The 25,158-nt window shown below is 55.7% G+C and carries 28 protein-coding genes, 2 tRNA genes and 2 pseudogenes; 16 read left to right on the forward strand and 16 right to left on the reverse strand.

Annotated elements, in window-relative coordinates:
- Positions 1–571 (reverse strand): hypothetical protein (locus HYW18_00435; protein ID MBI2484616.1); only part of this gene is annotated, 571 nt, incomplete at its 3' end.
- On the opposite strand from HYW18_00435, the pseudogene HYW18_00440 reads away from it, so the two are divergent.
- Positions 548–973 (forward strand): annotated as a pseudogene (locus HYW18_00440) (recombinase family protein). The gene HYW18_00435 and the pseudogene HYW18_00440 sit on opposite strands and share 24 nt — an antisense overlap.
- Before the next feature lie 72 nt (positions 974–1,045).
- Positions 1,046–1,201: pseudogene (locus HYW18_00445) on the forward strand (hypothetical protein).
- A 511-nt stretch (positions 1,202–1,712) separates the two neighbouring features.
- Here the strand turns inward: HYW18_00445 and HYW18_00450 are convergent.
- A tRNA-Cys gene (locus HYW18_00450) sits at positions 1,713–1,787 on the reverse strand.
- 66 nt (positions 1,788–1,853) lie between these two features.
- Between HYW18_00450 and HYW18_00455 the strand changes: the two genes are divergently transcribed.
- From HYW18_00455 to HYW18_00495, 9 genes are all read left to right on the forward strand, one after another.
- A complete protein-coding gene (locus tag HYW18_00455) occupies positions 1,854–2,390 on the forward strand; it encodes a VIT1/CCC1 transporter family protein (GenBank protein ID MBI2484617.1) in 537 nt (178 codons plus the stop codon).
- Positions 2,387–2,575 (forward strand): YHS domain-containing protein, encoded by a 189-nt coding sequence (locus HYW18_00460; protein MBI2484618.1) that lies wholly within the window; start codon positions 2,387–2,389, stop codon positions 2,573–2,575. Before HYW18_00455 ends, HYW18_00460 begins: the two co-directional genes overlap by 4 nt.
- Before the next feature lie 37 nt (positions 2,576–2,612).
- Positions 2,613–3,809 carry an aminotransferase class V-fold PLP-dependent enzyme gene (locus HYW18_00465; GenBank protein ID MBI2484619.1) on the forward strand — a complete coding sequence of 399 codons (1,197 nt, stop codon included), beginning with the start codon at positions 2,613–2,615 and terminating at the stop codon, positions 3,807–3,809.
- Positions 3,806–4,453 (forward strand): iron-sulfur cluster assembly scaffold protein, encoded by a 648-nt coding sequence (locus tag HYW18_00470; protein MBI2484620.1) that lies wholly within the window; start codon positions 3,806–3,808, stop codon positions 4,451–4,453. The genes HYW18_00465 and HYW18_00470 overlap by 4 nt, the downstream gene beginning before the upstream one ends.
- A complete protein-coding gene (locus tag HYW18_00475; GenBank protein ID MBI2484621.1) occupies positions 4,450–4,716 on the forward strand; it encodes a ferredoxin in 267 nt (88 codons plus the stop codon). The genes HYW18_00470 and HYW18_00475 overlap by 4 nt, the downstream gene beginning before the upstream one ends.
- On the forward strand, positions 4,713–5,864 hold the full coding sequence (locus tag HYW18_00480; GenBank protein ID MBI2484622.1) for an NAD(P)/FAD-dependent oxidoreductase: 1,152 nt from the start codon (positions 4,713–4,715) through the stop codon (positions 5,862–5,864). Before HYW18_00475 ends, HYW18_00480 begins: the two co-directional genes overlap by 4 nt.
- A gap of 167 nt (positions 5,865–6,031) precedes the next feature.
- Positions 6,032–8,395 (forward strand): hypothetical protein, encoded by a 2,364-nt coding sequence (locus tag HYW18_00485; protein MBI2484623.1) that lies wholly within the window; start codon positions 6,032–6,034, stop codon positions 8,393–8,395.
- 276 nt (positions 8,396–8,671) lie between these two features.
- A complete protein-coding gene (locus tag HYW18_00490) occupies positions 8,672–9,394 on the forward strand; it encodes a hypothetical protein (GenBank protein MBI2484624.1) in 723 nt (240 codons plus the stop codon).
- Positions 9,382–10,146 (forward strand): hypothetical protein, encoded by a 765-nt coding sequence (locus tag HYW18_00495; GenBank protein ID MBI2484625.1) that lies wholly within the window; start codon positions 9,382–9,384, stop codon positions 10,144–10,146. The genes HYW18_00490 and HYW18_00495 overlap by 13 nt, the downstream gene beginning before the upstream one ends.
- 166 nt (positions 10,147–10,312) lie before the next feature.
- Here HYW18_00495 and HYW18_00500 read toward each other — a convergent pair whose 3' ends face one another.
- From HYW18_00500 to HYW18_00545, 10 genes are read right to left on the reverse strand one after another with little or no spacing between them, the layout of a single operon-like run.
- Positions 10,313–10,711, reverse strand: a complete 399-nt coding sequence (locus tag HYW18_00500) for a hypothetical protein (GenBank protein MBI2484626.1) — start codon at positions 10,709–10,711, stop codon at positions 10,313–10,315.
- A 6-nt stretch (positions 10,712–10,717) separates the two neighbouring features.
- On the reverse strand, positions 10,718–11,035 hold the full coding sequence (locus HYW18_00505) for a hypothetical protein (protein MBI2484627.1): 318 nt from the start codon (positions 11,033–11,035) through the stop codon (positions 10,718–10,720).
- Positions 11,036–11,053: 18 nt separating this feature from the next.
- Positions 11,054–11,530 (reverse strand): hypothetical protein, encoded by a 477-nt coding sequence (locus HYW18_00510; GenBank protein ID MBI2484628.1) that lies wholly within the window; start codon positions 11,528–11,530, stop codon positions 11,054–11,056.
- Between the two features lie 57 nt (positions 11,531–11,587).
- On the reverse strand, positions 11,588–11,989 hold the full coding sequence (locus HYW18_00515; protein MBI2484629.1) for a hypothetical protein: 402 nt from the start codon (positions 11,987–11,989) through the stop codon (positions 11,588–11,590).
- A gap of 10 nt (positions 11,990–11,999) precedes the next feature.
- Positions 12,000–12,671 (reverse strand): hypothetical protein, encoded by a 672-nt coding sequence (locus HYW18_00520; GenBank protein MBI2484630.1) that lies wholly within the window; start codon positions 12,669–12,671, stop codon positions 12,000–12,002.
- On the reverse strand, positions 12,668–14,050 hold the full coding sequence (locus HYW18_00525) for an extracellular solute-binding protein (GenBank protein ID MBI2484631.1): 1,383 nt from the start codon (positions 14,048–14,050) through the stop codon (positions 12,668–12,670). Before HYW18_00525 ends, HYW18_00520 begins: the two co-directional genes overlap by 4 nt.
- Positions 14,047–14,913: a UTP--glucose-1-phosphate uridylyltransferase gene (locus tag HYW18_00530; GenBank protein ID MBI2484632.1), complete on the reverse strand. Its 867-nt coding sequence runs from the start codon at positions 14,911–14,913 to the stop codon at positions 14,047–14,049. Before HYW18_00530 ends, HYW18_00525 begins: the two co-directional genes overlap by 4 nt.
- A 44-nt stretch (positions 14,914–14,957) precedes the next feature.
- Positions 14,958–16,058 (reverse strand): YibE/F family protein, encoded by a 1,101-nt coding sequence (locus HYW18_00535; GenBank protein MBI2484633.1) that lies wholly within the window; start codon positions 16,056–16,058, stop codon positions 14,958–14,960.
- Between the two features lie 2 nt (positions 16,059–16,060).
- On the reverse strand, positions 16,061–16,822 hold the full coding sequence (locus HYW18_00540; protein MBI2484634.1) for a ZIP family metal transporter: 762 nt from the start codon (positions 16,820–16,822) through the stop codon (positions 16,061–16,063).
- Between the two features lie 7 nt (positions 16,823–16,829).
- Positions 16,830–17,747, reverse strand: coding sequence for a hypothetical protein (locus HYW18_00545; GenBank protein ID MBI2484635.1), 918 nt, complete (start codon positions 17,745–17,747; stop codon positions 16,830–16,832).
- A 158-nt stretch (positions 17,748–17,905) separates the two neighbouring features.
- Here HYW18_00545 and HYW18_00550 point away from each other — a divergent pair, with 158 nt between their 5' ends.
- Complete coding sequence (locus HYW18_00550) at positions 17,906–18,958, forward strand: Fic family protein (protein ID MBI2484636.1); 1,053 nt, start codon at positions 17,906–17,908, stop codon at positions 18,956–18,958.
- Between the two features lie 4 nt (positions 18,959–18,962).
- On the opposite strand, the gene HYW18_00555 is transcribed toward HYW18_00550, so the two are convergent.
- A tRNA-Ser gene (locus HYW18_00555) sits at positions 18,963–19,052 on the reverse strand.
- Positions 19,053–19,117: 65 nt separating this feature from the next.
- Here HYW18_00555 and HYW18_00560 point away from each other — a divergent pair.
- From HYW18_00560 to HYW18_00575, 4 genes are read left to right on the forward strand one after another with little or no spacing between them, the layout of a single operon-like run.
- Entirely contained in the window at positions 19,118–19,846 is a 729-nt protein-coding gene (locus HYW18_00560) for a hypothetical protein (protein MBI2484637.1), read from the forward strand.
- A 13-nt stretch (positions 19,847–19,859) separates the two neighbouring features.
- A complete protein-coding gene (locus tag HYW18_00565; protein ID MBI2484638.1) occupies positions 19,860–20,309 on the forward strand; it encodes a hypothetical protein in 450 nt (149 codons plus the stop codon).
- The gene (locus HYW18_00570; GenBank protein MBI2484639.1) at positions 20,296–20,913 is read left to right on the forward strand and encodes a hypothetical protein; all 618 of its coding nucleotides are present in this window, start codon (positions 20,296–20,298) and stop codon (positions 20,911–20,913) included. The genes HYW18_00565 and HYW18_00570 overlap by 14 nt, the downstream gene beginning before the upstream one ends.
- Before the next feature lie 2 nt (positions 20,914–20,915).
- Positions 20,916–21,938: a hypothetical protein gene (locus HYW18_00575; GenBank protein MBI2484640.1), complete on the forward strand. Its 1,023-nt coding sequence runs from the start codon at positions 20,916–20,918 to the stop codon at positions 21,936–21,938.
- Here the strand turns inward: HYW18_00575 and HYW18_00580 are convergent.
- From HYW18_00580 to HYW18_00590, 3 genes are read right to left on the reverse strand one after another with little or no spacing between them, the layout of a single operon-like run.
- Positions 21,935–22,498 (reverse strand): nucleotidyltransferase family protein, encoded by a 564-nt coding sequence (locus HYW18_00580; protein ID MBI2484641.1) that lies wholly within the window; start codon positions 22,496–22,498, stop codon positions 21,935–21,937. The genes HYW18_00575 and HYW18_00580 overlap by 4 nt on opposite strands.
- Positions 22,495–23,721, reverse strand: a complete 1,227-nt coding sequence (locus HYW18_00585; GenBank protein MBI2484642.1) for an O-antigen ligase family protein — start codon at positions 23,719–23,721, stop codon at positions 22,495–22,497. Before HYW18_00585 ends, HYW18_00580 begins: the two co-directional genes overlap by 4 nt.
- Position 23,722: 1 nt before the next feature.
- A complete protein-coding gene (locus HYW18_00590) occupies positions 23,723–25,141 on the reverse strand; it encodes a flippase (protein MBI2484643.1) in 1,419 nt (472 codons plus the stop codon).
- Positions 25,142–25,158 lie beyond the last annotated feature (17 nt).

Consider the following 25,158-nt stretch of genomic DNA (forward strand, 5'->3'; position numbering starts at 1 on the left):
CAAATTTCCCGACCATTTCGCTGGCGGCACGAAGTGCCGCCCAAGCATTTCCCCCAGACAAATCCTCTCCGCTCGGCGCGCAGAGGCGCGCCTCGCGGTTGGCCAAAACGAGGTTCGACTCCCGTGCGATTGTAATTCTGTCTCGTTTCATTTGCTTTGCCCAATTATTAACTAAAAATATATGAGCATGAACAACAATAAATTTTTTCTTTATGCCCGCAAGTCCACCGATGTGGAAGATAAACAAGTGCGTTCGATTGATGACCAAATTGCAGAATTGCGCGCCTTTGCGAAACAAGAAAATTTGAATATCGTTGATGTCTTTATTGAAAAGCAGAGCGCCAAAATTCCGGGCCGTCCGATATTTGGGGAAATGTTGAAAAAGATTGAGGACGGTGAGGCAGACGGAATTTTGGCTTGGCACGCGGATAGGTTGGCGCGCAATTCTGTGGACGGCGGGCGTATCATTTACCTTTTGGATTGCGGGCGTCTTGCGGCGTTGAAATTTCCAACGCTGTGGTTCGAGAATACGCCACAAGGTAAGTTCATGCTCAATATTGTTTTTGGGCAAAGCAAATACTACATTGATTCGCTTGCCGAAAATACAAAAAGAGGGTTGCGCCAAAAAGTGAGGCGCGGAGAATATCCAAGTTTGGCGCCGATTGGCTATCTCAACGATTCGCGTAATAAAAGCGTGGTTGTGGATAAAAAGCGCGCCTCACTCATTCGCAAAGCGTTTGATCTTTACGCTGAAAATAATTCTCGCTTGGAAGATATTTCCAACTTTTTGGCGCAACAGGGTATTACTTCGCGCGGCAACAAAAATCTGAAACGAGACAGAATTTCTTTTATCCTTTCCAATCCGTTCTATGTCGGGCTGTTCCGGTATGCTGGCGAAGTTCACGAGGGCAAACACCAGCCGGTCATCTCAAAGAAAATTTTTGACCAAGTTCAGGAAATTTTGAAACAGAGAGGCAGACCACACCACAAAACCAAGAACGAACCTCAAGTGTTTTGTGGTTTGCTCAAATGCGGCACTTGCGGCATGGGCATAACTGGCGAATACAAGGTTAAGCGACAAAAGAATGGCAACGAGCATTACTACACCTATTACCACTGCACGCGGAAAAACAAACTGATGAAGTGCAAAGAACCTTGTATTCGCCAAGAAAAACTGGACAAACAAATTTCCTCTCTGCTTCAAAAATTTTCTTTGAGAGAAGATTGGGCGGAAGACCTTTTGAAAATGCTGGAAAAAGACAAAATGGAAACCGCCCAATCTTCTGCCGCTTTTGTTCAAGAAAACAGAGATAGAGTTGTAGATATTCAAACCAAACTCCAGCGACTTTTAGACGGCTATTTGGAGCAGGATATAGACCGCGATATTTACCGCGAGGAAAAAGCTAAACTGCTTTCCACGAAAAAGTCGCTGGAAGAAAATACCACCACTCTTGAACAAAAGAGGACTGGCTGGATCGAACCGATGTCGGAATGGATAAAAGAGGCAAGGAACTTGCCTAAAATCGCACGGGAGGGCAACCTTTTTGGCAAAAAGGTTGCCGCCAAAGAAATCTTTGGGTCGAACCTCGTTTTGGCCAACCGCGAGGCGCGCCTCTGCGCGCCGAGCGGAGAGGATTTGTCTGGGGGAAATGCTTGGGCGGCACTTCGTGCCGCCAGCGAAATGGTCGGGAAATTTGAAAAAAGTTTGATTCTGGAGGCCTGGGGCGGAATCGGACCGCCGCGTAGGGGTTTTGCAGACCCCCGCCTTACCACTTGGCTACCAGGCCGAAATGTACGGCGATCTTATCAAACACAACGACAAAAGCAAAGAAAGCGGTTATACTAAATTCGGTATGCGGCATCACGTCCCTCTTGCACGTTCCTATATCCGCGAAATTGTTTTTGGTCTGGAGGACAGCCTGGTTTCTACCGTTGGCGCTGTCACCGGCATGGCGGCAGGATTTACCTACCCACCTCTCGTTGTCTTTGCAGGGACGGTTCTTATAGTGGCCGAAGCCTTTTCGATGGCAGCGGGGAGCTACCTCTCAAGCAAGGTGGCCGGCGCCGTTGTCCATGCCGAGGGCGAGGGCGACCTCCTCCACCCGGTGCTTGGAGCCGGTATAATGGGGATCTCGTATATCGTTGCGGGCTTCGTTCCTATTCTCCCCTATATCTTTGCAGGGGACGAGGACAGATGGCAGCCCCTCGCGTCCGTTTCCATCGGCCTCACGCTTCTTTCCCTCCTCCTTCTTGGTGTGTGGAGCGTGCGATACACGAAACGCTCGCTCTGGAAAAGCGTTCTTGAAATGGTTCTGGTTGGCGGTATCGCCATTGCGCTTGGGTATGCCGTTGCCCGGCTTCTTACTTCCCTTCACCTTCTCTCTCTATGACCATCCACCGCCCAGAAGAGGAACCAACAACGTGCCGTGTGTGTCTTTTCGCCCTTCCCGAGGGGACGGATTTCTCTGTGCACTACAGCGACCGCGATTACCGATTTTGCAGCGCGAAATGCATGAAAGAATTTTACGACGATCCGGTGAAGTTTCTCTACAAACCTGAAGAAGCCGAGGAGTAGACAAAGCTCGGAAAACTTGGTTCACTACAACCTCGCTATGAGGGACGTGTATTTGGATCATGCGGCGGCGACCCCGATGGATCCTCGAGTGCTCGAGGTGATGTTGCCATTTCTCAAGGAGTCCTACGGAAACCCGTCGAGCTTTCACATGAAGGGGAAGGTGGTGAAAGATGCGCTTGAAGAGGCGCGCGAACGTGTCGCCGCGATTCTTGGTGCGCGGGCGGATGAGATTTTGTTTACCTCCGGTGGCACAGAGTCGGACAACTTAGCCGTGTTGGGGTATGCTAGGGCACACGCGGGTGAAGGGAAACATGTCGTCACAACAACGTTTGAACATCAGGCGGTGCTCGAGGCGGTGGCGCACCTGGAAAAGAAGGAGGGGTTTAACGTCACACGGGTTGCGGTAAGTTCCGAGGGATTGGTAGATGCGGAAGATGTTGTCCGCGCCCTGCGACCAGAGACGACACTCGTCTCGATCATGTACGCAAACAACGAGATTGGCACAATCCAACCTATCGCCGAAATAGGTCGAGAACTTCCCGACAAGGTCGCCCTCCACACGGATGCGTGTCAGGCAGCTGGGGCACTTCCACTTGGTGTGGAAAAGTTGCATGTGGATTTGCTCACGATTAACGGCTCAAAAATCTATGGGCCAAAAGGTATCGGAGCGCTCTATATAAAACGTGGGCTCAAGGTCACGCCGCTCCAGTTTGGGGGTGCGCAAGAGCGGGGATTGCGTGGCGGCACCGAGCATGTTGCCGGGGCCGTGGGGCTTGCGTGCGCGCTTGAGATTGCTCAAGAGACGGTGGGAAAAGAGAACGAGCGGCAAGGCGCTTTGCGCGATAGACTTGCAGAGAGGATTCTTCGCGAAATCCCAAAAACACGGTTGAACGGACACCCCATGTTGCGTCTCCCAAACAACCTCAATATTTCCTTTATGGACATTGAGGGGGAGGCTCTTGTTCTCTATCTCGATGCGGCAGGTATTTTTGTCTCCACCGGTTCGGCATGCACGAGCGCGTCGCTTGATCCAAGCCATGTTATTCTCTCACTTGGGGTGCCCTTCGAAGTGGCACACGGCTCGATTCGCTTTTCGCTTGGGCGAAGCACGACACAAGACGATGTAGACTACGTGATGGAAGTGCTCCCACCACTTGTAAAAAAACTTCGGGCGATCTCGCCGGTCTTCGTAGACGATAAATATTGGAAACCAAAAGTTGCCACACACGTATGAGCGGAGACGTGACAAGCCATGACAAAAAGACGAGCTGGTTTTATTCCGATATCGTGAAGGACCACTTTTTCCACCCACGTAACTTTTTGGATGGGGAGCCAGAGGCGGGAAGTTTTAACGCGCGCGGAAAAGTGGGATCTCCCGCCTGCGGCGACGAGCTCCAAGTATGGATGCAGGTGGATCCCGCAACGGAGCGCATCCAGACGTTTCGTTGGAAGACTTTTGGGTGTGGCTCGGCCATTGCGTCAACCTCTATGGCCTCGGTGATGGTGACGGAGGATGATGGCATGACGCTTACCGCGGCACGCAAACTTCGTCCGCAGGACATCATGGCGCGGCTTGGGGGACTGCCTCCGCGTAAGTTTCACTGTTCCGTGCTCTGCGACAAAGCGCTGCGCGACGCGATCAACGACTACTACCGCCAAACGGAGCAATTTGATAAGATCGTGGCCGAGTCCGCGCGGGTGATTGACCCACAGGCGCACGTGACCGATAAAGACATCGAGGAGGCCGTGCTGGAAGGAGCCGCAACGATTGAGGCGGTGCAGGCGAAGACGAAAGTCGGTATCGGCAACCCGGAAGTTTTACCCGCCGTAGAGGAACTCATTCGATTCTACAAGGAAAAATATTTTGGCACTGTATGAAGATTCGTGTGGTGGTGGACCGAGATTTATGCATTGGGGCAGCGTCGTGCGTCACGATTGCGCCCGAGACGTTTCAACTAAATGACGAAAATCTCGCCGTCGTGCTTGATCATGGGACGGAACCGGGTGGACGCACGTTTGAGCGTACGCTTGAGGTGAATGAAGAGGAGTACGAAAATATTTTGCTTGGCGCCCAATCGTGCCCCACGCTTGCGATTTCTATTTTTAAGGAAGACGGGACAAAGGTATTCCCCGACGTATGATGCGCTATGTGATCGTGGGGGCAGGCATTGCAGGAACCACGGCGGCCGAGGAAATTCGCAAGCGCGACCCAGACGGAGAGATCGTTCTCATCGGGGACGAGCAGCATGCACTCTATTCCCGCGTGCTTTTGCCGCACTATGTGAAGGGAAAAATTCCGCGCGAGCGGGTCTTTTTGAAAACGGATGCGTGGTATAGACAACAGCGCATTGAATATCTACGCGGAGAACGGGTGGTTTCGTTTGATGCCAGGAACAATCACGTGGAACTGGAGAGCGCGCGGGAAATTCCCTACGACAAACTTCTTCTTACCACGGGTGGCGAGCCGCGATGTATCAACGGAGATGCGCGCGGTGTGTGCTATTTGCAGACGCTTGATGATGCCGACCATCTCTGTCAGTTACTCGGTGAGCGTGAGACAAATGACCGTGCTGCCGTGTACGGCGGAGGGTTTATTGCCTGCGAGTTTCTCAATATCTTTGATGCGGTCGACGTGTCTGTTACCTGCTTTCACCGTGGGCCGTGGTTCTGGTCACAGGTGCTTGACCAGGAAAGCGGGCGGCTCATTCACGCAAAATTATTGGAGCATCATGTGGAGGTATGGCCTGGGACGACGCTTGCAGATATGGAAGTGAAGGAAGAAAAAGTTGTGGCGCACACGACCGGAGCCCCCTGTGAGGTAAATATGCTGGGGATTGGGGTGGGGCTTGCACGTGATCTGCGTTGGATTGAAAAGGGTGGGGTGAAAACCTCGGCAGGAGTTGTGACGAATCGTTTTTTAGAGACAAGCGCTCCGGGGGTATTTGCTGCAGGAGATATTTGCGAGTATGAAGATCCTTTTACTGGACGGCAGACGCTTTCCGGGAATTGGACAGCGGCACTGATGCAGGGGCGTGCGGTGGGAAAAACGATGGCGGGGGAACGCACCGAGTTTCGTCTGGTCACGAGCTATGCAACAAAAATTTATGACGCAGACATTATTTTCATTGGCGATACACGGCGGGGGCTTGCCACACGCGTAGAGGTTACGGGGCGAGCGGGGGACGGGTATGTCGTTCAGCGTTTTTACGATGGAGAAAAGCTCGTGGGAGCGACGCTTGTGGGAGGGAACAGAGACCGCAAAGAAATCACGGACACCATCGGGGCTTGACGAAGCCCCGTTTTTTTGCTAAAAAACAGTCTTCTCTGCCTCTGGCAGAGGGTCTGCGCCTTTGGCGCAGAATTCGGCATTTCCCAATGGACAACACGGTACCGGTGGCTCCGGTACAATGTACAAGCGGACCCAACAGCCACGGGTCTTGAACAAGAGGTCACGTCATGGCATATCCGTTCGTTCAGAAGGCAGGGCTCGACTACGTCATCTCCGAGGGCGCCCACTGGATCGGCGTGCGTGGGGCTCCCCCCACCATGAAGCTTCTCAAGACGCTCGCGGGCGAGGACGTGGGAACCCTGAAGGCGGTGCTCACCGCCATCTCGGGCCCCGCGCTCTTCGGCACGAAGCTCATCGAGCACTTCATCACCGACAAGTTCGCTGCGAGCGTAGGCCAGGGCCGGGCACGGCACTTCAAGACCGTGCTCACGCGCGCTGTGGCGCACGCCCCGCGCGAGCTCGTCGAGGAGTTGCGCGATCTAGCTCGCCAGAACCGCGATGACGAGCTCAAGGCCAAGTGGGGGGAGATCCTCACCGGCGCCGCGGCCCAGACCATGCCCGAAGAGGACGAGAAGCTCGAAACGCTCACGGCCGGCAGCACGACGTTCGTGTGCCACGCCGGGTGCGATGGGCTCCTGGCCGACCAGAAGAAGGTCTACGACAGCAAGGACAAGCACACGCACGTGCAGATGGGCGGCCCGGGTGGCGCTCCGCGACAGATCGACGTGGACACGCGTCCCGTCCCCTACCAGGTGGGCGAGACGACCTACGACGAAGCGATCGCTGGCGGGTACACGTTCTGTGGGAAGCACTTCGCTCACCTCGCGGTGACCACCCCCACAGCGCCGAAGGGAACGGTCTTCACCCAGCTCATGACCGAGCGGTGGGACAATCAGAAGGCCCACAACAGCGTCACCGGTGCCCTGCACAAGGCCGCCATGCAGGCGATGGATCTGCACAAGCCCGAGGGACACCGTCCCGGCCCCCAAGACCCCAACACGCCCGATACGTCCGAACAGGCTCGGGCGCGGGCACTGTGGGAGGAATGGGACCGGATCGGCTGGCTCGAGGGGCGCAACCGCATCGTCGAAGATATGATCGAACAGGAGCGCAACTGCGCCGATGCGGGGCTCATCCGCCTCGTCATCGCGGCATACGACTCTGCAACCGACACGGTGGACCTCCACGCCGCCTTCACGGCCATCATGCTGGCCGGCGGCTACGCGAGCTACGACACCGCCGCTCTGCAGGAGGCCCACAACCACCTGCACGAGGTGGCCGAAGCGGCGAAGAACGCCCCCGACTACCTGCGCCGGGGACTCCGTAGCCTGGGACAGGTGGCCACGGATCCCGAGGTCCGGCGCTGGACGAGGAAGTTCAAGACCTGCGCGTGGATCTTCGCGGCGGGCATGCTCTGCTACCTCGCAGCCACGTTCCTCACCTACATGCCCTTCAAGGGCGACGAGATGACCAAGTACTTCCTCGGCTACGGCATGCGGATCGGGCTCTACCTCGCCTCGCTCGGATTCTGCGCTCCGCTCATCCTCTTCCTCCTCCTGCTCCACCTCGTGTGGCGCGGGGGCGAGGCGATCCTCGGGATGAGCCTGCGCACCGCGCAGGCACTGCTGCACGAGTTGAGCATCGAGCTGCCACCTCGGGACGAACTGCGCGACTACGACAACCACTGGCCGCTCCTCAAGATCGCCTCCTACACGCTGGTTGCCCTGCTCTTCGGCGTGGGGATCGGCGTGGGTTCGGTGGCGGTCGAGAAGGGAATCGAATCGAGCACCCTCGCGCTCGGACTGCGCGTGGGGACGTTCATCCTCTTCTGCTGGGCGGGGGCGAGCGGCTGGCACACGATCGCAACAAAGAATTCGAGCGAGCTCCTGAAGGCGGCGGCGATCCGCAAGGACTCGACGACGGGGAAGGTTCTCTCCGCCTTCGAGGCCAAGCCCGCCCTGGGTCTCCTGGTGGGCGTCACGCCCATCGTGATCCTCACCTTCATGGGAATCGTGCCGCGAGCCGGCACGTTCAAGGAGGGGGCGCTCGAACTACGACAGGGACAGATCTACCAGAACGGCATGGAGATTGGAGACCGAGAAGAGGTGATGGGCGAGTTGAAGGTGATGGTGAGCCCTGATGGGATCATCCACACCATGGACGGCCAGACACCCAAGCCGTACAAGGGACTCGCCTTCAGCCAGACGAGCATCTTCTCGGGACTCCTGCACGCAACGCCAGACACACAGCACGCCTACCCGCTCGAGGGACAGACCATCCATGGGGAGTGGTGGGGAGCGATTGAGCCGGCGACCCAGATGGTGCGGCTCGACGATCTCTTCCCCTGCCCAGAAGACCCGGCGGTGCGCCAGGCACGCTGCCCATCCGGCACGAACTACACCATCAACTCCAAGACCAAGCAGGTGCGGGTCCTGAACAAGGATCTGGATCGGCCGAGCGTCGAGGGGATCGAGGTCGAAGTTCTGCCGAGCGGGTACGTACAGGCACGCCTTCTGCCCACGAGCAACTGACAGCCACGTTCCTTCTTTCTCATCCTCCATAGCTCGCAAGGGCGAAGGAGGACAGCCAGGCCTCACCGCCTGGCTTTCGAATTGGCTAATTTAAGCAGTATTCCTTGACAAAAGTCTGATTTTCTGGTAAATTTGCACGTTCGTTCTTTGAAAGAGCTTGTCATTCCAGACCTGTTTTTGTGACAACCCCCCGTGTTGTCAGCGGGTTTGGAGTGACAAGTGCGACAAACAAAACGTCCGACACTCCGTGTTGGACAAGAAGGAAGGAAACGAACGATGGAAAAGCGAATCGTGATCCTGGTGGCCCTCGTGGCCATGTTCTTCAACCTCAACTCCGTCATGGCCCAGGAGGCCGTGGCGGATCCGTGCCCCGATTCGAAGATCTCTGTGATCCGCACCGGCCCCGGCTCCTACACGCGCGTCTGCGCCGATCCGGCTACGCCCGAGGGCATCCGCATCGCCTCCCGCGGCGCGGTGAACCTCACGGGCCCCGCTGGGTACTTCGTGGGCAACGCCCCGATCTACTACGCAGGTCAGCCCGACCCGAGCGCCAGCTACGCCCGTACCTACATGACCACCACCGTGTGGGACATGCAGGAGAGCGTGTTGGTCGGTATCGAGGCCACGGCCCTCTCGCAAGAAGTTCGCAACGCCCGGGACCGGGCGCACGCCCAGGGCCAGCTGCTGATTCTGGGCAACCAGATCGGCGAGCTCCAGGGCAGTGTGACTCAGCTCTCGGGGCAACTGTTCGAAAGCCAGCGGGCGCTCGCGGCGGCCATTTCGGCCGGTGACGAGGCCAATCGCCAGGCGATCGAGACCGAGATCCGGAGCCTGCAGACCCGCATCGAGACGGCCAAGAAGGCGCAGGTCGGACAGAAGAACGACAGCAAGGACAAGGTCGAAGAACACACCACCACCAACGAGCCCAAGTCCGCGAGCGAGGCCAAGCAGATCATCCTGCAGGGCGTCGACAAGCGGTCGGGCGGATGGAAGGACTGACGATGAAGACGATCAGCACCGTGGCCGCCATCGCGGCTGTCCTGTTCGCTACCACCTTCAACCCCGCCCCCCTGGCGGCAGAGGAGAGCGACCTGCTCTCCACGGGGGACGACGACACGACCGAGGCCGAGCTCGAGCTCGCGGCCATGCGCCAGGCCGAGACCTGGGCGCACAACGAGGCGGAAGCGGCCAAGAAGGAGAACGCCAAGCTCCGTGAGGAGCTGGCCGCGGCGAAGGCCAAGAGCGAGACGCTCGAAGCGGTCGCCGCACGTGAGCCGGCCCCGGCCCTCCAGCCGGAGTCGCCCACGACGGCTGTCGTCCCGCCGTCCCACATCTCGGCCCCGCATGTGGATCCCACCTGGTACCGGCACACCGGCGTCATCAACGGCCGCGTGAAGATCCCGAACCTGTTCGGGAACCCGGGTCTCGAGTGGTCCAACTGCGACGACTGCTGGAAGGTGGCGAACGTTTCCGAAGGCTGGGTCCTCGTGCGCTTCGGCCACGTGGACGCCTACCTTCACCGGGGCGGCCAGTCCATCGTGGACCCGCTCGGGCGCGGGGTGTACTTGGCCCCGGCCGAGTACGTGAGCATCCCCACCGAAGACGGCGAGATCAACTTCTCGTGCGTCGAGGTTCGCCAGGGAACCGACGGGTTCCGTCTGGCCACCACCCCCTCTCTGCAGACGCTCACACAGGGCATCGTGGGGTCAGACAAGACCTACACGATCGGCAATCACAGCTGTCCCGGCTAGGGACGGCACCCTCTCTTCGTAGAGATGGTCGAAGCGCTGCCCGCGCTCCCATCTCTACATCCCACGAATCGATATGCGCATGTACGCATGTCGCTTGGTGAGATAAAACAACCCCTCCTTTCACCAAAGGAGGGGTTGTTTGTTTGTCGAAGTCACGTCCCGTCCACTACGTTGTCGTTGCCGTGATGAGTGCGTCAATCACGAAGTTCGAGATTGCATACGCCGCCACCGTGATGACAAGTCCGATGATAGCCTGGCGAATAATAGCCACGCCATGCTCCACCTTCTTCGGATCCCCTTGTGCCAGCATATACTGGATGCCGCCGTAGACGACAAGGATCACGAAGACGATTCCCAAGACACCGAGAACGACGTTCACGATATTTCCAATGAGTGTGGGCAAGTCACTTGCTTGGGCGTCGCTCAAACCCGCGTTCTGTCCGATCGTATCAAGCTGCGTGCTGGAACCGGAAAGCCCGGTTGGCACCGCAAACGCCACGCTTACCCACGCAAGGGATCCGCCAATGGCGCCCGCCACGCCCTGTGTAATTTTTTTGATAGACATACGTGATTAAGAAGTTGTAATAGTTGTAAGAAGGGAATCAATGATGAATGTTGCCAGAGCGTAAGACGCAACGATCACGACGACAGCCAATGTGGAATTGATCATGAGCGAGCGCGCCTTCTTCACCTTATCCACGTCGCCGGCCGCGAGCATCCACAGAATTCCCCCGTAGATAAGGAACAGGATGAATGCCACACCGATAGCTCCGAGCGCCACTTTTATGGCTACCCCGACGATCACCGGAACCGATGCAGTTGTCTCTGCCGTCACATAGCCTGCTGCTGCTCCCGTTTGAGAAAGTCCTGTGTCAATCGCAAGGAGCATAAGGAGCGAGCAAGATGGCTAGAAGCCAGACGGAGTGGTCGCTGATGGACCGCCGGATGTTGCCGTGACAAGTGAGGTGATCACGAAGTTAGCAATGGCGTAGGCGGAGAGCACAATGGCGAGTCCCACGATACCCATGACAATAAGTTTGCGCGCGTCCTTCACCTTCTCGTCGGCGCCGCCGGAGGTCATCCACTTGAATCCACCCCAGAGAATGATGACGACGGCCACGACACCGAGGAACGTAATGATAGCGCGCACAATGCGGGCAATCGTGTAGCGGAGGTCTTGCTGACCGAGGCCGGCCACTTGGCCAAAGGTGCGGCCCGTGTCATCTACTTCCAGAAGTTCGGAAGCCGTGATTGGCGAGTCCTCACTTGTGGAGAAGGTATCTTCCTCTCCTACGGCAAAGGCTGTCGGAGCAATGAGGGTGAGGGCCACAAGCGCCCCAAGCCCGTACCCCATGATGCGTTTTAATGAAAGAGACGTGGACATAAGATAAAGAGTAAAAACGAAAAAGTTGCTTAAATTATAACATGACTTGTCAAAAAACTATCCACCGGTCGTCTCGGTAAGAGCGCCCACGACCCAGTTGACCCCTGCGTACGCCGTAAAGAGCACGGCAAGCCCAATGACCGCCCACGCGAGGGTTTTCTGGCCTTTGGCGATCTTCTCCTTCTCTCCTTGCGAGGTCATCCACACGAGACCGCCCCACACAAACATGAGGAGTGCTAGCATGCCGCTGATGCCGAGAATGGCCTTGATGAGGCGACCCACCAGCACGCGCACGTCGGTGACGCCAAGCGGATCGGGCAGAGAAGCTTCGGCCGCGGCCGCCGCTGTGGCGCCCGAGACGTTCACGCTCTCCGCGGCAGGCGGAGGAGTGGTGATGGCCCGGACACCAACAGGGAAGAGGAGAGGAGCAAGGGCGAGAAAAAAGAAGAAACGTTTCATAGGTGTGTGATTAGGGGGCCGAGGGGGCAAAGAGCTGAAGGTAATTTGCGTCACAGCAAGAAACAGTTGTGTCCTCGCCGCACCGGTTTGGCACGCAGGCGCCGGGGAAGGATGCATATGCTGCCGGATCAACGCAAGAGTAGCCTGCGAGCGGATCGGTCTCACGCGCCTGCAAATTAGTAATGGCGCACAGATCTTGGCACTGGCCCGCGTAACACTCACTGTTTTCCCCGCAGACCACGCCGTTGTTTGTGCCGTCACAAGCGATGCCTCCCGGCGCACTCCCCGGCGCGCCAGAAGTCAGCACGTTTACAACGGTGTTCAAAATAAGATACGCGGAGAAAGAAATGACAAGCCCCACGGTTGCTGCCCAGAAGTATTGACGCCCCTTTTGTATTCCTTCTTTTTCTCCGCGAGAAGTGAGCCAGTAGATACCGCCGACAACAAACAATAGGAGCGCCAGAGATCCCACGATACCGAAAATAAATTGCGCGACGTTTCCGAGCACAACCATAACATCTGCGAGCGTGCAGACGCCCTCGTCGTAGCACACGCGGCAGGTATCCTTCATGAAGGGGCCAACCACGTCAGCGCCGTAGGTGCTGCAACGCGGGGCCTCGGCCGCCTGCGCGAGGATGGGGAACAGGAAGACGAACATCGTGACGGCAAGGAGGCGCTTCATAGTGTCTGGTTGACTTTATTCTGCGCGATGCGGAGCTCCGCGTAAGGATCTTCGGCCGTGAGAGCATCCTCGAGGAGATCCACAAGCGCTTCCTCGGCGGACTTTACATCGCGCCCGCGATACCAGCTTTGCGCCGTGAGCACTTGGCTTGCGAACGGGGCAAGCGTCTCACTTTCCAACTGCGTCTCAATCAGGGAACGTAGCGCCGTCGGCCGCTTGGCGCTTTCGAGGTACGATGTCACGTGATCCTTACCCGTGGCAAAAGCCAGGAAACTCCATGCCGCGTCAGCTTGCTTGCTGCTCTTCGCCACCGTCTCCACCCAGTAGTTGGCCACGTTTACGACGCGCCCACCCTCGATTTGTGGAAGCTCTGTTACGGCAACATCGAGTTTGGGGTTGCGCCCGCGGATTTGCGCGGCGTGATAGCTGTAGCCAAAGAAGAACGCGCTCGTGCCATTGGCGAAAGCTTCAAATGACGATGGGCGCTTGTCATTCCACGTGTAGACTTCCTTGAGTGGGTTGGCAAAGTCGGTGTAGAAACGCAGAGCATCGAGCGCGGGAATATCTTGGTTGGATGCTCCGGGCGGCACATTTGCAAAGGCCGCTTGGCCAGTACTGCGGCTGCGCATCTCTGTGCCGTTTTGCATCATGATGGCGGCGAGCAAGTCCGTCGACCGCTCCACATTTTCTCCTGTGCCGATTCCTGCCCCCGATTGGAGGATAACTCCTTCCGCATTGATGCGTGTGAGGGCTTTCACGTCTTCTTGGAACGTTCTCCAGTCCTCGGGCGGTTCGGCGATACCGGCGGTATTCAACAAATCACGGTTGTAATAGAGGGCCATTGTATCCACGAAAAACGGCAGGGCCCAAATGCGATTCTCTGCAGATCCGCCGGGCTTGGACTGATACGGACGGACGACGTCGTCCACCACCACCTCAACAAACTGGTCACGCAACTGGCGGATGGAAGGAGTGGACTCCTCGCGAACAACAGGGACAATCTCTTTCTTCAGACGCCCCTGCTCTTCGAGGTAGACGACTTTCACGCTTGGTGGCATGGGTTGTGCCAGCGATTGGTACTTGGGGAGCCAGGTGCTGTGTACCGAAAAAATATCCGGACCGCGTCCCTCGGCGAAGGCGCGCACGAGCGCCGCTTCATACTCTTCCGACCGAAATCGGCGGTAGCTTATAGAGATATTTGGGTGGATCGTGGTGTAGTCTGCGATGACTTTCCGGTAATTTGTTCCATCTTCAAACACGCCCCACCAAGTGAGTTTTACGGGAGTAAGGAGCGCCTCGCGTGCAGCCTTCGAACCGCCTCGACAGCCGAGGCCGGGGAGGATGAGCAGAAGGAGAACGAAGAGAAGGACGCGTTTCATAGGAGGGTCTTGAGGAACGGTTTGAGCGTGTGACGGAATTCTTTAGATTCCATAGCAAGGGCAATGTTCGTCTTAAGCCACTCTTCTTTTGTGCCCGTATCGCGATAGACACCCTCGACGATTTTGACGTACATCGGATGGTGCTTGGCAAGCGCAATGATGGCGTCCACCAGCCAAAGCTCTCCGTTCTTGCCAACTTTGGTGTGTTGCAACGCCTCGAAAATGTCCGGCGGGAGAATGTATCCGCCAAGAGCGGCGATGTTCGATCGTGCTTTTTCCGGTCCGGGTTTTTCCACGAGCCCACGAATCTCCCAAACGTTCTTCTGCACCTCGGCTACCGGATCCACAATGGCAAAACGGCGCTTCCCTTCGTCCCCGACCTTGAGCCCCGTGAGCACGATGCCCGGGTGTCTCTCGTAGGTGTCCATGAGTTGCTTGAGCCGCGGCACGCGACTTGAAAAAAACTCATCTCCCCATGCAACGGCGAATGGCTCGTCGCCAATCAGATGTCGGCAGTTGAGGACCGGCGTGCCATTGCCGTATGGTCCTTTCTGCCGCACGTAGGTGAAGTTCGCCATGTCGGCGATCTCCTTCATACGCTCGCGCAGTTCTTCTTTGCCTTGTTTCTTGAGCCAATTCTGGAGATCGTAGTTATAGTCAAAATGGTCTTCGACGGCGCGTTTGGATGCACCCGTCACCAGGATGATGTCGGTAATCCCGCTTGCGACGGCTTCCTCCACCACGTACTGGATCGTCGGCTTATCAATGATGGGGAGCATTTCCTTTGGCATGGCCTTTGTGGCCGGAAGAAACCGTGTGCCGTATCCAGCCACGGGGATAATCAGTTTGCGAATCGCGGACATAGTGACCCAAGTATAACAAAAGAGCGCGTGTTGCGCCTCCCCTGTTATACACTTGCGCGGGACCGGCGGCTGTAATAGATAGCTGCGAGCAGTGTGGAGAGCGGAACAGCAAGGACAAGAGCGCCGCTGCCCACGAGCGTGCGCACAATTTCTTCCGAGATAACTTCGCTATTAAGGATGGCCCATTTTGGCATCATGTCGCTGTTTAAGGAAAACAGGAGAATGAGGGGGAGCGATGCTCCGACATAGGCAAGAGCCAGGGTATTGATAAGGGAGGCTACGTGCTCTTTACCGACAGCAATTCCTTTTCGTATGAGCGATGAGCGCGTTTCACGACCTCCATCGGCGAACTCTTTTATAGCCGCGGTCTGTGTCGTGGTGACGTCGTCGAGCACCCCAAGCGTGCCGATAATCATTCCAGCCAACAAGAGACCGCGCAGGTTTTGGAATGTGGTACTGGAGAACTGGAGCGAGAAGGCATCCTCGCTTCCGTACCCGAGCATACGCGAAAGAGAAACGGCGAGGACAGAGAAACCTACCGCAGCGGCGAGGGTAAGCAAGGTGCTTGCCAGAGCAACGAGTGTTTGGCGGGAAAATCCGTGCGCGACGGTAATAGACACAGTGGCGATCACGAAGGCGCTTACGGTGGCGACCAAAAACGGACTGGCGCCGTTTGCGATAGAGGGTACGGTGAAATACACAAGGATGAGCAGAGAACAAAAAAGACCAGCAAGTGCCGTGACCGCGCGCCATCGCGCGATGCACACAGCGAGAAATACGAACAGAAGTGTCAAGAGGAAAAGGGAAGGAAGACGATAAAAGTCCTGAATAATGTAACGTGGTTCTCCGGCGAAGGCGGAGGTTTTCACGATCACCACGCGATCCCCCGGTTGTAAATCATCGAATGAGGACAAGGGGTTTTCCGCATATTCGGCTTCCACGGGGGCGGGCAATCCCTCCACCGTGACGCGTATTTGTAGGATGGACTCCGTGGGGAATGGGTAATCTGTTTCGAGCGGTCCCATGACGGATTCAACCCGTCCTTTCATGTATTCATCAGGGGGGGTGGGAGTTTCCTCTGCCATAGCGATAACGGGAAAAAATACCGCAAGGAGAAGAACAGCCGCAAGGAGAGTTTGGCGCATACCTAGTGAGCGAACTGGCTTGTGAGGAAAACAAGGAGGCCGACGCCCACAAGGAAGGCGATGAATTGGCGGACAAGACGCGCGCGCCCGCGTTCGTGATGGATTTCGGGGATGATGTCGGCGGCGGCGATGTAGATGAAACCGCCAGCGGTAAGCGCTGTGAGGACGGGGACGGCCATCTCAAGGCGTGTGGCGAACGTGTAGGTGGCAAGGGCGCCCGCGATACTCGCAAGCGAGGAGAGCGCGTTTGCCAAAAGCGCGCGACTCCCTTTCATGCCGCTCGCGAGCAGGATGCTAAAGTCAGCGACCTCCTGCGGAATCTCATGCGAGAAGATAGCAATGGTGGTGACAACTCCCACGGCGGGACTGACAAGGAACGCGGTGGCGAGGGCGATGCCGTCGAGAAAATTGTGAAGGGTGTCGCCGATCAGGATCATGGACTTAGAGGTGTGAACTTCGCAGTGTTCATGGTGACAGTGGTACCAGAGGATGAATTTTTCAATGGTGTAAAAGAGGAGAAAACCCAAAAGGACGTAAAGAGCAGCACTCTCTACGACATCCCCTCCGCGTAGTTCTTCCAACGACTCGAAGGCTTCGGGGATGAGGTCCAGGAACGAAAGAGCGAGGAGTGTGCCGGCGGCAAAGCTCAAAAATAGATGCGAGCGGTCATGCGACCACAACCGGCCCTTAAGAATGGCGAAGGCAAGAAGGAGCGCCACGAGACCGGAGACGATACTCGCCGTAAGGATGTATAAGAGGGTCATAGTGTTATTAAGTGCAGAGGCGCACGATGCCTGTCTCGCCATCAAGTTCCACAATATCTCCGTCAGAAATAATGCTGGTCGCGCGGCGGGTGCCGATAACGGTGGGGATGCCAAACTCGCGTGCAATGGTGGCGGCATGGCTTAAAAGGCCGCCCTGATTTGTGACGATACCGCGTGCCGTGCGTAGGGCTGTAATATGGGAAGGAAGAGCTTGATCGAGAATCACGATTTTTCCTTCAACGTCCGTATCGTTTTTCCAAAGGACAGCCTCCCCTGTTACAAGGCCGGGAAATGCGCCGCTTCCGCGAAGTTCCTCTGTCGCCCCACCGATCTCTTCGGCTCCTTTGTCAAAAAATGCAATAGCCCGCGCAATGGCCGGATACACCATCTGGCACGTCTCAATCGTTTTTGTATCGCTCTTTGTCTGAGCGATTCCCTCAACCTCCTCTACAAATTTGTTCCACCGCAGAAATTTTTTCTGGTCGAACGCCGCGAGCCCTGTGGTGGGATCACTCTCGTAAAATTCCACGATAAGTTTTCGGTGCAAAACTCCTGCCCACGGCAAGAGGGCACGCACGTGCGAGGGGTCTGGATACCAGTCGGTGTGTGCCAAGCGATCTTCTGCTGAGAGGCCGACGTGCGGAAGCGGATGAATGTCTAAATGCATGCCATGCTTCTCCACAAAATGTTGGAGAGCCCGATCTCCCTCTGTGTCTGTGTCGGGGAGAAGGGAGACTTGCTCGAGAGAGCGCGGCCACGGCCATGCCGATCGGCATACGAGAATATCCATCTGGCCCTCGCGCATGGTGATGGGGTAGCCCCATACGTGCATGGCGGCCTCGCCTGTTACGTACCAGTCGTTAGGAGAAATGCCCCAGCCCTCGAAAAGCCAGCGCAGGTCGAGGAGAAGTTCACGGGAAAACATAGCACATACATTCTAACACAAGGATCCCTCAAAAAACCGAAAACGGATGTGCCCATCATTTTGGCTAACATTAGCAGGGGTATTTAGGCTTGGTATGCCACCACTTGCTCGGTGGGTGGTAATCATATACAATCTCATATAGTTAACTTACGAGATTTATGGAAAAGAGAGAGAAACGCATTGCGCATGTTTCGCAACGCATTTGGTCGCTTATCAATCAGATTGATCATCTTAAGGGTCAATGGATCGGTGGGGCAAAGCTTAATCCTCAAGCGCTTGGTCGACTGAAGCGTTCTGTTTTAGTGACTTCATCGGCGGCTTCGACGCGCATTGAAGGAGCGACACTGTCAGACGAAGATGTGGAAAAGATCATACGCGGGATTTCCGTACAAAAATTTAAGGATCGCGACAAGCAAGAAGTGCAGGGATACTTTGAATTGCTTTCCACGGTTTTCGATGTCTGGAAACAAATTCCGTTTAACGAGAGCATGATCAAGCACTCGCACAAAGAACTCCTTAAATACGTCGATAAGGACGAGCGCCACCGAGGCGAGTATAAAAAGACAGAAAACAACGTTGAGATGTTCGAGGAGTCAGGCAAGTCACTTGGCGTCGTATTCAAGACGACTCCTGCTTTCCTCACGCCCAAGCAGATGCAGGAGCTCGTCGAATGGACGATCTCTGCGCTGGATGAAAGCGAATATCACCCACTGCTCATCATCGGAAACTTTCTGCTGACCTTTCTTGCGATCCACCCGTTCCAGGACGGGAACGGCCGTCTCTCGCGCATTCTCACAAACCTCCTGTTGCTGAAAGCGGGATACGCCTACGTGCCGTACGTCTCCCACGAAAAGCTCGTCGAGGACAGCAAGGCGGAGTATTACGTAGCTCTACGCAAGAGCCAGTTGACGTTGGCAAGTGAGTACGAAGATATCGAACCCTGGCTTGAGTTCTTTTTGACTATCTCGCTTGAACAGGCGCGACAGGCTATTGAGTTACTGTCGCACGAAAACATTGAGAAAATCCTCTCCCCTAAACAGCTCGCCGTGTGGCGGTATCTTGAAACGGCGGATGAAGCAACGGCGGGAGATATCGCCAAAGCGACTGGAGTCGCGCGCCCGACTGTCTCGCAGGCGATCGATGTCTTGCTAAGGCTGAAAAAGATCGAGCGTATCGGACAGGGCCGCACGACGCGATATCGGAAAGTGTAAAGCTTGGCGGAGAGGGAGGGATTCGAACCCTCGATACCCTTGCGGATATACATGATTTCGAGTCATGCGCGTTCGACCACTCTGCCACCTCTCCTTGCTTGGTCGTGGGGACGAGTGTAACGTGTGGATATTCCGAAGTCAACGATAAGCATGTAGCTTATGGACTCCACAAAACTTCTCTACCTTGAACACAGCGATGTCTTGGAGAATACCGCTAAGGTTGTGTCTGTGGAAAAGGACGGCGAGAGGGACGTCATCGTGCTTGAAGCGACCATCTTCTACCCTCAAGGCGGCGGACAACCTTACGATCAGGGAGTCATGCAGTCGAACGGCGCCACGTTTCTTGTGGAAGAGGTGCGGTTTGTGGACGGCATTGTGCGGCATATCGGAAAATTTGAACACGGGACTTTCGCCGCAGGGCAAGAAGTCGCCTGTACGGTGCAAAAGGATCGCCGACAATTGCACAGCCGGCTACACTCTGCCGGGCACGTGGTGGATTTAGGCGTCACATCGCTTGGACTCAAATGGATTCCTGGAAAGGGGTACCACTTCCCCGACGGCCCGTATGTGGAGTATGCCGGTGATGTAGAAAATGCAGATAAGGAAAAATTGAAAGCCGATCTTGAAGCGGTGTGCAACAAGGTGATTGCAGAGGATAGAAAAACCACCCTACAGTTCATGGAAAAGGATAAACTTCATGAGGTCTGCCACTTTGTGCCCGACTACATTCCTGAAGGCAAGCCCACGCGCGTGGTTTTCTACGGCGATTTTGCTGTGCCTTGCGGCGGCACGCACGTTGGGCGCCTTTCCGAGATCGGACACATGGCAATTCGTAAAATTAAGACGAAAGGCGGCAATATTCAAGTCGCCTACGACGTAGATCGGTAATACAGGGAACACTATGGCCTATGACTTTTATGTGGCGGGACGGTGGCGCAATAGGGAAGCCGTCAAAGAAGCGCTCGATTTGATCCGCCGGCATGGGAGATCTGCCTATTGTTTTATCGAGAACTTCTACGAAGGAGGGACAGTGGAATTTACGATGGACGGCGACATTGAGACGATCATGCAAAAACTAGAATCACTTCCGCAGGACCATGAATTTGTCCGCAAAGTTTTTCACACAGACTTACAGGCAGAAAAGGAATCCCGCACTTTTGTCTTGGTGCTCCCCGCAGGAATTTCTGGGCACATTGAAGCAGGAATCGCTTACGGGATGGGTAAAAAATGCTACGCCGTCGGCACACTGCAGAAAACAGAAACACTATACGCTATCTTTGATAAGATATTTCCGGACGTGGGAGCGTTAGGCGAATGGTTAAAGAACGAGCATACCTATGATCGAACTTGAACTCCGAGGAGAGTGTACGACGAACTACGATGCATTAAAGGCGCGGTTGGATAAGGCGGCGGTGGATGCGGGAACGACACCGATGGAGAAGCGGCGCACGAGTGTGATGTGTTTTGGGAAAATGGGGGAGAAAAAAGTGGATGTGCGCTGCCGCATCACAAACGGAGAAGCCGAGGTTGTGGCAAAGATCGGCGCGTTTCATGCGCACGATCGTACGGAGGTGTGCGAAAAGGTGAGTCTTGACCAAATGGTCGGCTTTGCCAAAATTTTTGCGGCGATGGACTTTTCACTGGTGAAAGTAGGGACGCGTTTTCAAACGCACTACGTGGTTGATGGCATTGACGTGACGCTCGCCAAAGGGCAGAGCGGGCTTGCGTATGTGGAGTTTGAAAAGATGGTTGAAAACAAAAACGACCTGGAAAAAGAACAAAAGCTTCTTGAAACACTCGCGACGACACTCGGTGTTGTATTATGGAAGACGGGCGACGAGTACTACACGTTTTGCGATCGGCTCACGAATGAGGAAGACTGGGCGTTTACAGGTTCACGCGCGGATGAGCAGCGCCTTCTGGATCAAATTCACACAACACATTCTGATACATAATTATGACCGACCTTGAACGCTCTCGCGCGTCCATCCTCGCCCTTCCCACACAGTGTCTTCAGGGATGGCAGGAATCGCGACGCGTCGTTTTCCCCGCATCGTATCGTACATGCACAAATGTTGCCCTCGTCGGGACCGGCGGCTCGGCATTTGGCGCAGAGATTGTCCTTGCGTGGGGCGCGGATCGTCTTCGCACCCCTGTTGTTATAGCTTCGGCCGGGAATCTTCCCGCATGGGCGAATGCAAAGACGCTCGTGGTCGCCGTTTCCTATAGTGGGAGCACCGAGGAGGTCGTGCGCATGGCTAAAGAGGCGCACAAGCGTGGATGCAAACTTGTCATTGTTGCAAAGGGAGCGGAGCTCGCGGCGTTTGCAAGACAAAAGAATATTCCCGCCTACATTTTTGATGATCGCCAGACGAATGTATCCCTCCAGCCGCGCATGGGAGTGGGGATTACTTTTTTTGCCGGACTTGGGATTCTTTCCCGGCTTGGATACGTGAAAGTTTCCACGAGGGAAGTTATGGAAGCCGTTCGAGAGCTGCAACGTCAGATGGCAAAAGGAAATTTTGAGAAGGGGGCAACGGCACTCGCCAAAAAACTGCACGGCCGCATCCCTCTTCTTATCGGGGCGGAGCATCTGCGTGGCGTCTTGCGTGCAACACGCAACCAGATACACGAGAATGCAAAGCAGTTTGCTGTCGAAGACACCATTCCCGAGCTCAACCACCACTTAATGGAAGGACTCACGCATCCCCGCGCCGTCCGCGATCTTGTGGCGGTCTTCTTCGCCTCGACATTCTATCAAGGTAGCATTGCGCGCCGCATGAGTGTGACGCAAGAAGTCATGCGCCGCCAACATATTCCCTGCGTGACCGTCCCCATCTCTGCCAAGACACCTCTTGCCGAGGCGCTTGTCCTGCTCCAGTTCGGGAGTCTCTGTTCGTTTGCCCTTGTGAAGTTAAACGGCGTGAATCCAAACGCCATTCCGTGGGTGGATTATTTCAAAAAGAAACTCGCGCGTTAAACATCTTTATCAATCTGCAGGTGCGGCCATGTTTCCTGCCATCGTTTTGCTGTTGTGCGGCGACGGTAAAGCTCCATGTCTTGAAAGGGAGGGGGAACAGGGCGGACGCGCAAATGAAAGAGGTCTTCCAGGCCGTGAGGCGCGGAGATCGTGAGCGTGTCATCTGGCTCCAGCCGGACGCCGACACAAGTGGGCGTCTCACTCCAGTAAGACATGAATATCGAGGTCGGTCCGTGGGTCGGGTAGAGAGGAAACTTTTCGTGCGCGCGCGCCTGGTTGAACACGTTCCACGTGTAGGTGCCATCTCGTTCTTGGAGCTTCTCCCAAAGGGAGAGATCGTGCGCAAGAGCATCATCGCGTGTCTCGAAGTACACCACGTCCACATCGTTAAGTGGTGTACGGTGCGTGTAGCCGTGGAGGACGTCCCACACGGTGTTGCGAATGGCGCCAGCCGCAATGTACCAGTCGGGAAGATGGAGGTCACGCACAATTTGAAGCGCGCCAATGAGACGCGGTTCGTGCCGAATGATCTCTACGAGTTTTGACGGAAGATCACTCATACCGTTTCTGGTTTGTGTGTCGCGAGAATGATGACGGCGACGAAACTCCATGTGAGGATGGCCAGATCGTTTTTAAAGTACGGCACATCGACAAGACCGTGAACAAACATGGTAAGTAACGCCGCGGTTCCCGCAAGGACGAACCGATCCTGCCGGTGCCGCCAGACGATTTTTGCGAGGGTGTACGCAAGGAGGAGAAATCCCAGGAGCCCCAGGAGCCCAAGCTCTACCCAGATGTTTAGGAAAATATTGTGTGGGTATTGGAAGATTTCGAATCGCGTGTCTTTATGGTACGGCTCTATCGCTCTGGGATAGCCCGACAGACCGGCACCGAAAATAAACTGCACGGGCTCGTCTGTGAGCATGATCCACGTTTCACTCCATTGCGATCGCCGCACTTCTCCAGACCAATCACGCAGAGTCACCTTGTCTTTAATGGAGGAAGACAGAAGCACGGCAAGGAGGAATGCCACGCCTATGGCAAGGACGCCCGTGCGTAGAGATTTCTTTTGCGAAAGAAAGGCAACAAGAACGAGTGAGGCCGGAATAGCCACCAATGCAGCTTCGGTCTCTGCCGCCACAATGGCGTTGATGCCAAAAGCGATGGCCCACACAAAAAACGCACGCGGCTTTCTACCAAACACCAACAAGGCGCTTATGATGGGTGCCACGAAAAGTCCGAGCGCGTTGGGATACGCAAAGACGCTCGTGATGCGTCCCTCAATGTCCCACGGGGCGGGAATTCCAAGCCCTGTAAAAGTTTGCGCGAGTCCTCCGAGGGATAGGACCAGGACACTTCCCGCGAGTGCAGCCAAAAGACGCGGAAGGTCGTCGCGTTTCAGGATGGAGACGAGGGCGACAAAAAGAATAAGTGGCTCCACGAAGTACGCTTTCAGAATTCCCAATGCCGCAAAAAAATCCGGGGCGATGAAAAGGGAGAGAATACCTGCCGCAAGAATTACAGTAATGGGGAGTCGAAGAGATAGGAACGCACTTGGTGTACAACGAGCAAGACGCCAGGGTTTCTCTTTGAGTGAGCGAATGACCCATGCTGCAAAAAATATCCATACCCACACTTCAAGCATGGTGGTTGGGATGCCAAGAACATCAAAACGCCACAGGTAGATAGGCGCGGCGGCGACAAGAAAGAGAAGGGTCGTCTTCAAGTCTCTCCATGCCAATACACCAAAGAGCACGGTGGCAATAAAACCAAACGCGATCATACTAGGTGCTAAAAAGAAGTTCGCGGACCATTGCCGGACGCACACCGCCCAAAGCCATAACGGCGGCTACATAGAGCGTGGTGCCGATAAACACCGTTGGGAAAAGGGAAAGGGAGGGAAGAGCCCAAAGCACGAGAGCCATAATGGCACTTGCGCCAAGAGCAACTCCTGCAAAATGGAGTGAGAGGCGCGTGTGTGAAGTGCGGAGCACCACCATTGTGGTAAGCAGGTTAATCATGAGTTCGCTTGCTACCGTCATGAGTGCGGCGGCGGGGAGGCCGAAGCGCGGAATAAGAAGGAAGTAGCCGGCAAGAGCAAAGACGGCGGTGAGCGCGTACCACCCGATGACCGCGCGCTGCTTATGGATGGCGACCACCGCATGTCCGCTCAATGCCCCAAAGAATATGGGGATAAGAGCCAGCATGAGAAGAGAAAGAATGGGGCCGGAGCGTGCAAACTCTTCCCCAGCAATAAGGCGCATGAGGGCGTTTGCCACAAACGGCGTGCCGACGACGAGCGGGAGGACAAAAAGAGCGAAGACATCAAACGTTCGCTGAAAGAAGGTCTGAAAAATCTCTCTCTGTTTATTCGCCCATGCCGAAGCCATCTGCGGCAGCACAAGCCCCATGTACATGACGGGAAGTGCCGTGAACACATCCACAAATCGGTAGCCGGCACCATAGATTCCCACCTCTGATTGCGGGAAATAAAATCCAAGAATGATGATGTCGCTTTTAAGATACAGAAGATTGAAGAAAATAGACACGCCGATCGGCCACGACTGACGAAGAGCTGTGCGCCATATGGAGAGGTCTACCGTGGGGAGCAGAGAGACAAACGGACGCGCCTCGCGCAGGGTTGCGAGGAGCTGAACCACGTTCCCCACGGTCGTGGCCGCCATCATGGCCACGACGCCAAACTCGGCAGCGGCGACGTACCACACAAGGGCCAGGGTGCAGAGGCGACCGATCATCTCTGCACGCACCGCGCGCTTCATCTCCAAATGCTTTTGGAAAATCCCTGTAAGCATCCCCGAAGCTGAGAGGGCGAGGTAGCTTAACGAGCCTACCGCGATTGCCCACTGAATAGCCGGCGGGTAAGGAGTGAGAAAAGCAAGTCCTGCCGCCGTGCCAAGCAAGACAACACCAAGGGCAAGACGCAAACCAAAAAATGCGCGCGCCAGCCGACTCTCGTCTACGTCATCTTGGGAGAGGAGTTGGAGAAATGTAAGCGTAAGCCCAGCGTCCACGACAATGGCCACCATCTGCAAGTAGGTCGTAGCGGTGGTGAATTCTCCATATCCAGCGTCGCCAAGCGCACGTGTCATGAGGGCCAGGGTAACGAGTCCGAGCAGAACACCCACTACTCGCCCGCCGAACTGCACAGCATAGTTTTTCGCAATAGAAGCCATGGCGGTCATAGATACCGCGTATTGTC

Source organism: Candidatus Uhrbacteria bacterium (genome assembly GCA_016187485.1).
Taxonomy (GTDB): domain Bacteria; phylum Patescibacteriota; class Patescibacteriia; order UBA9934; family UBA10169; genus JACPJO01.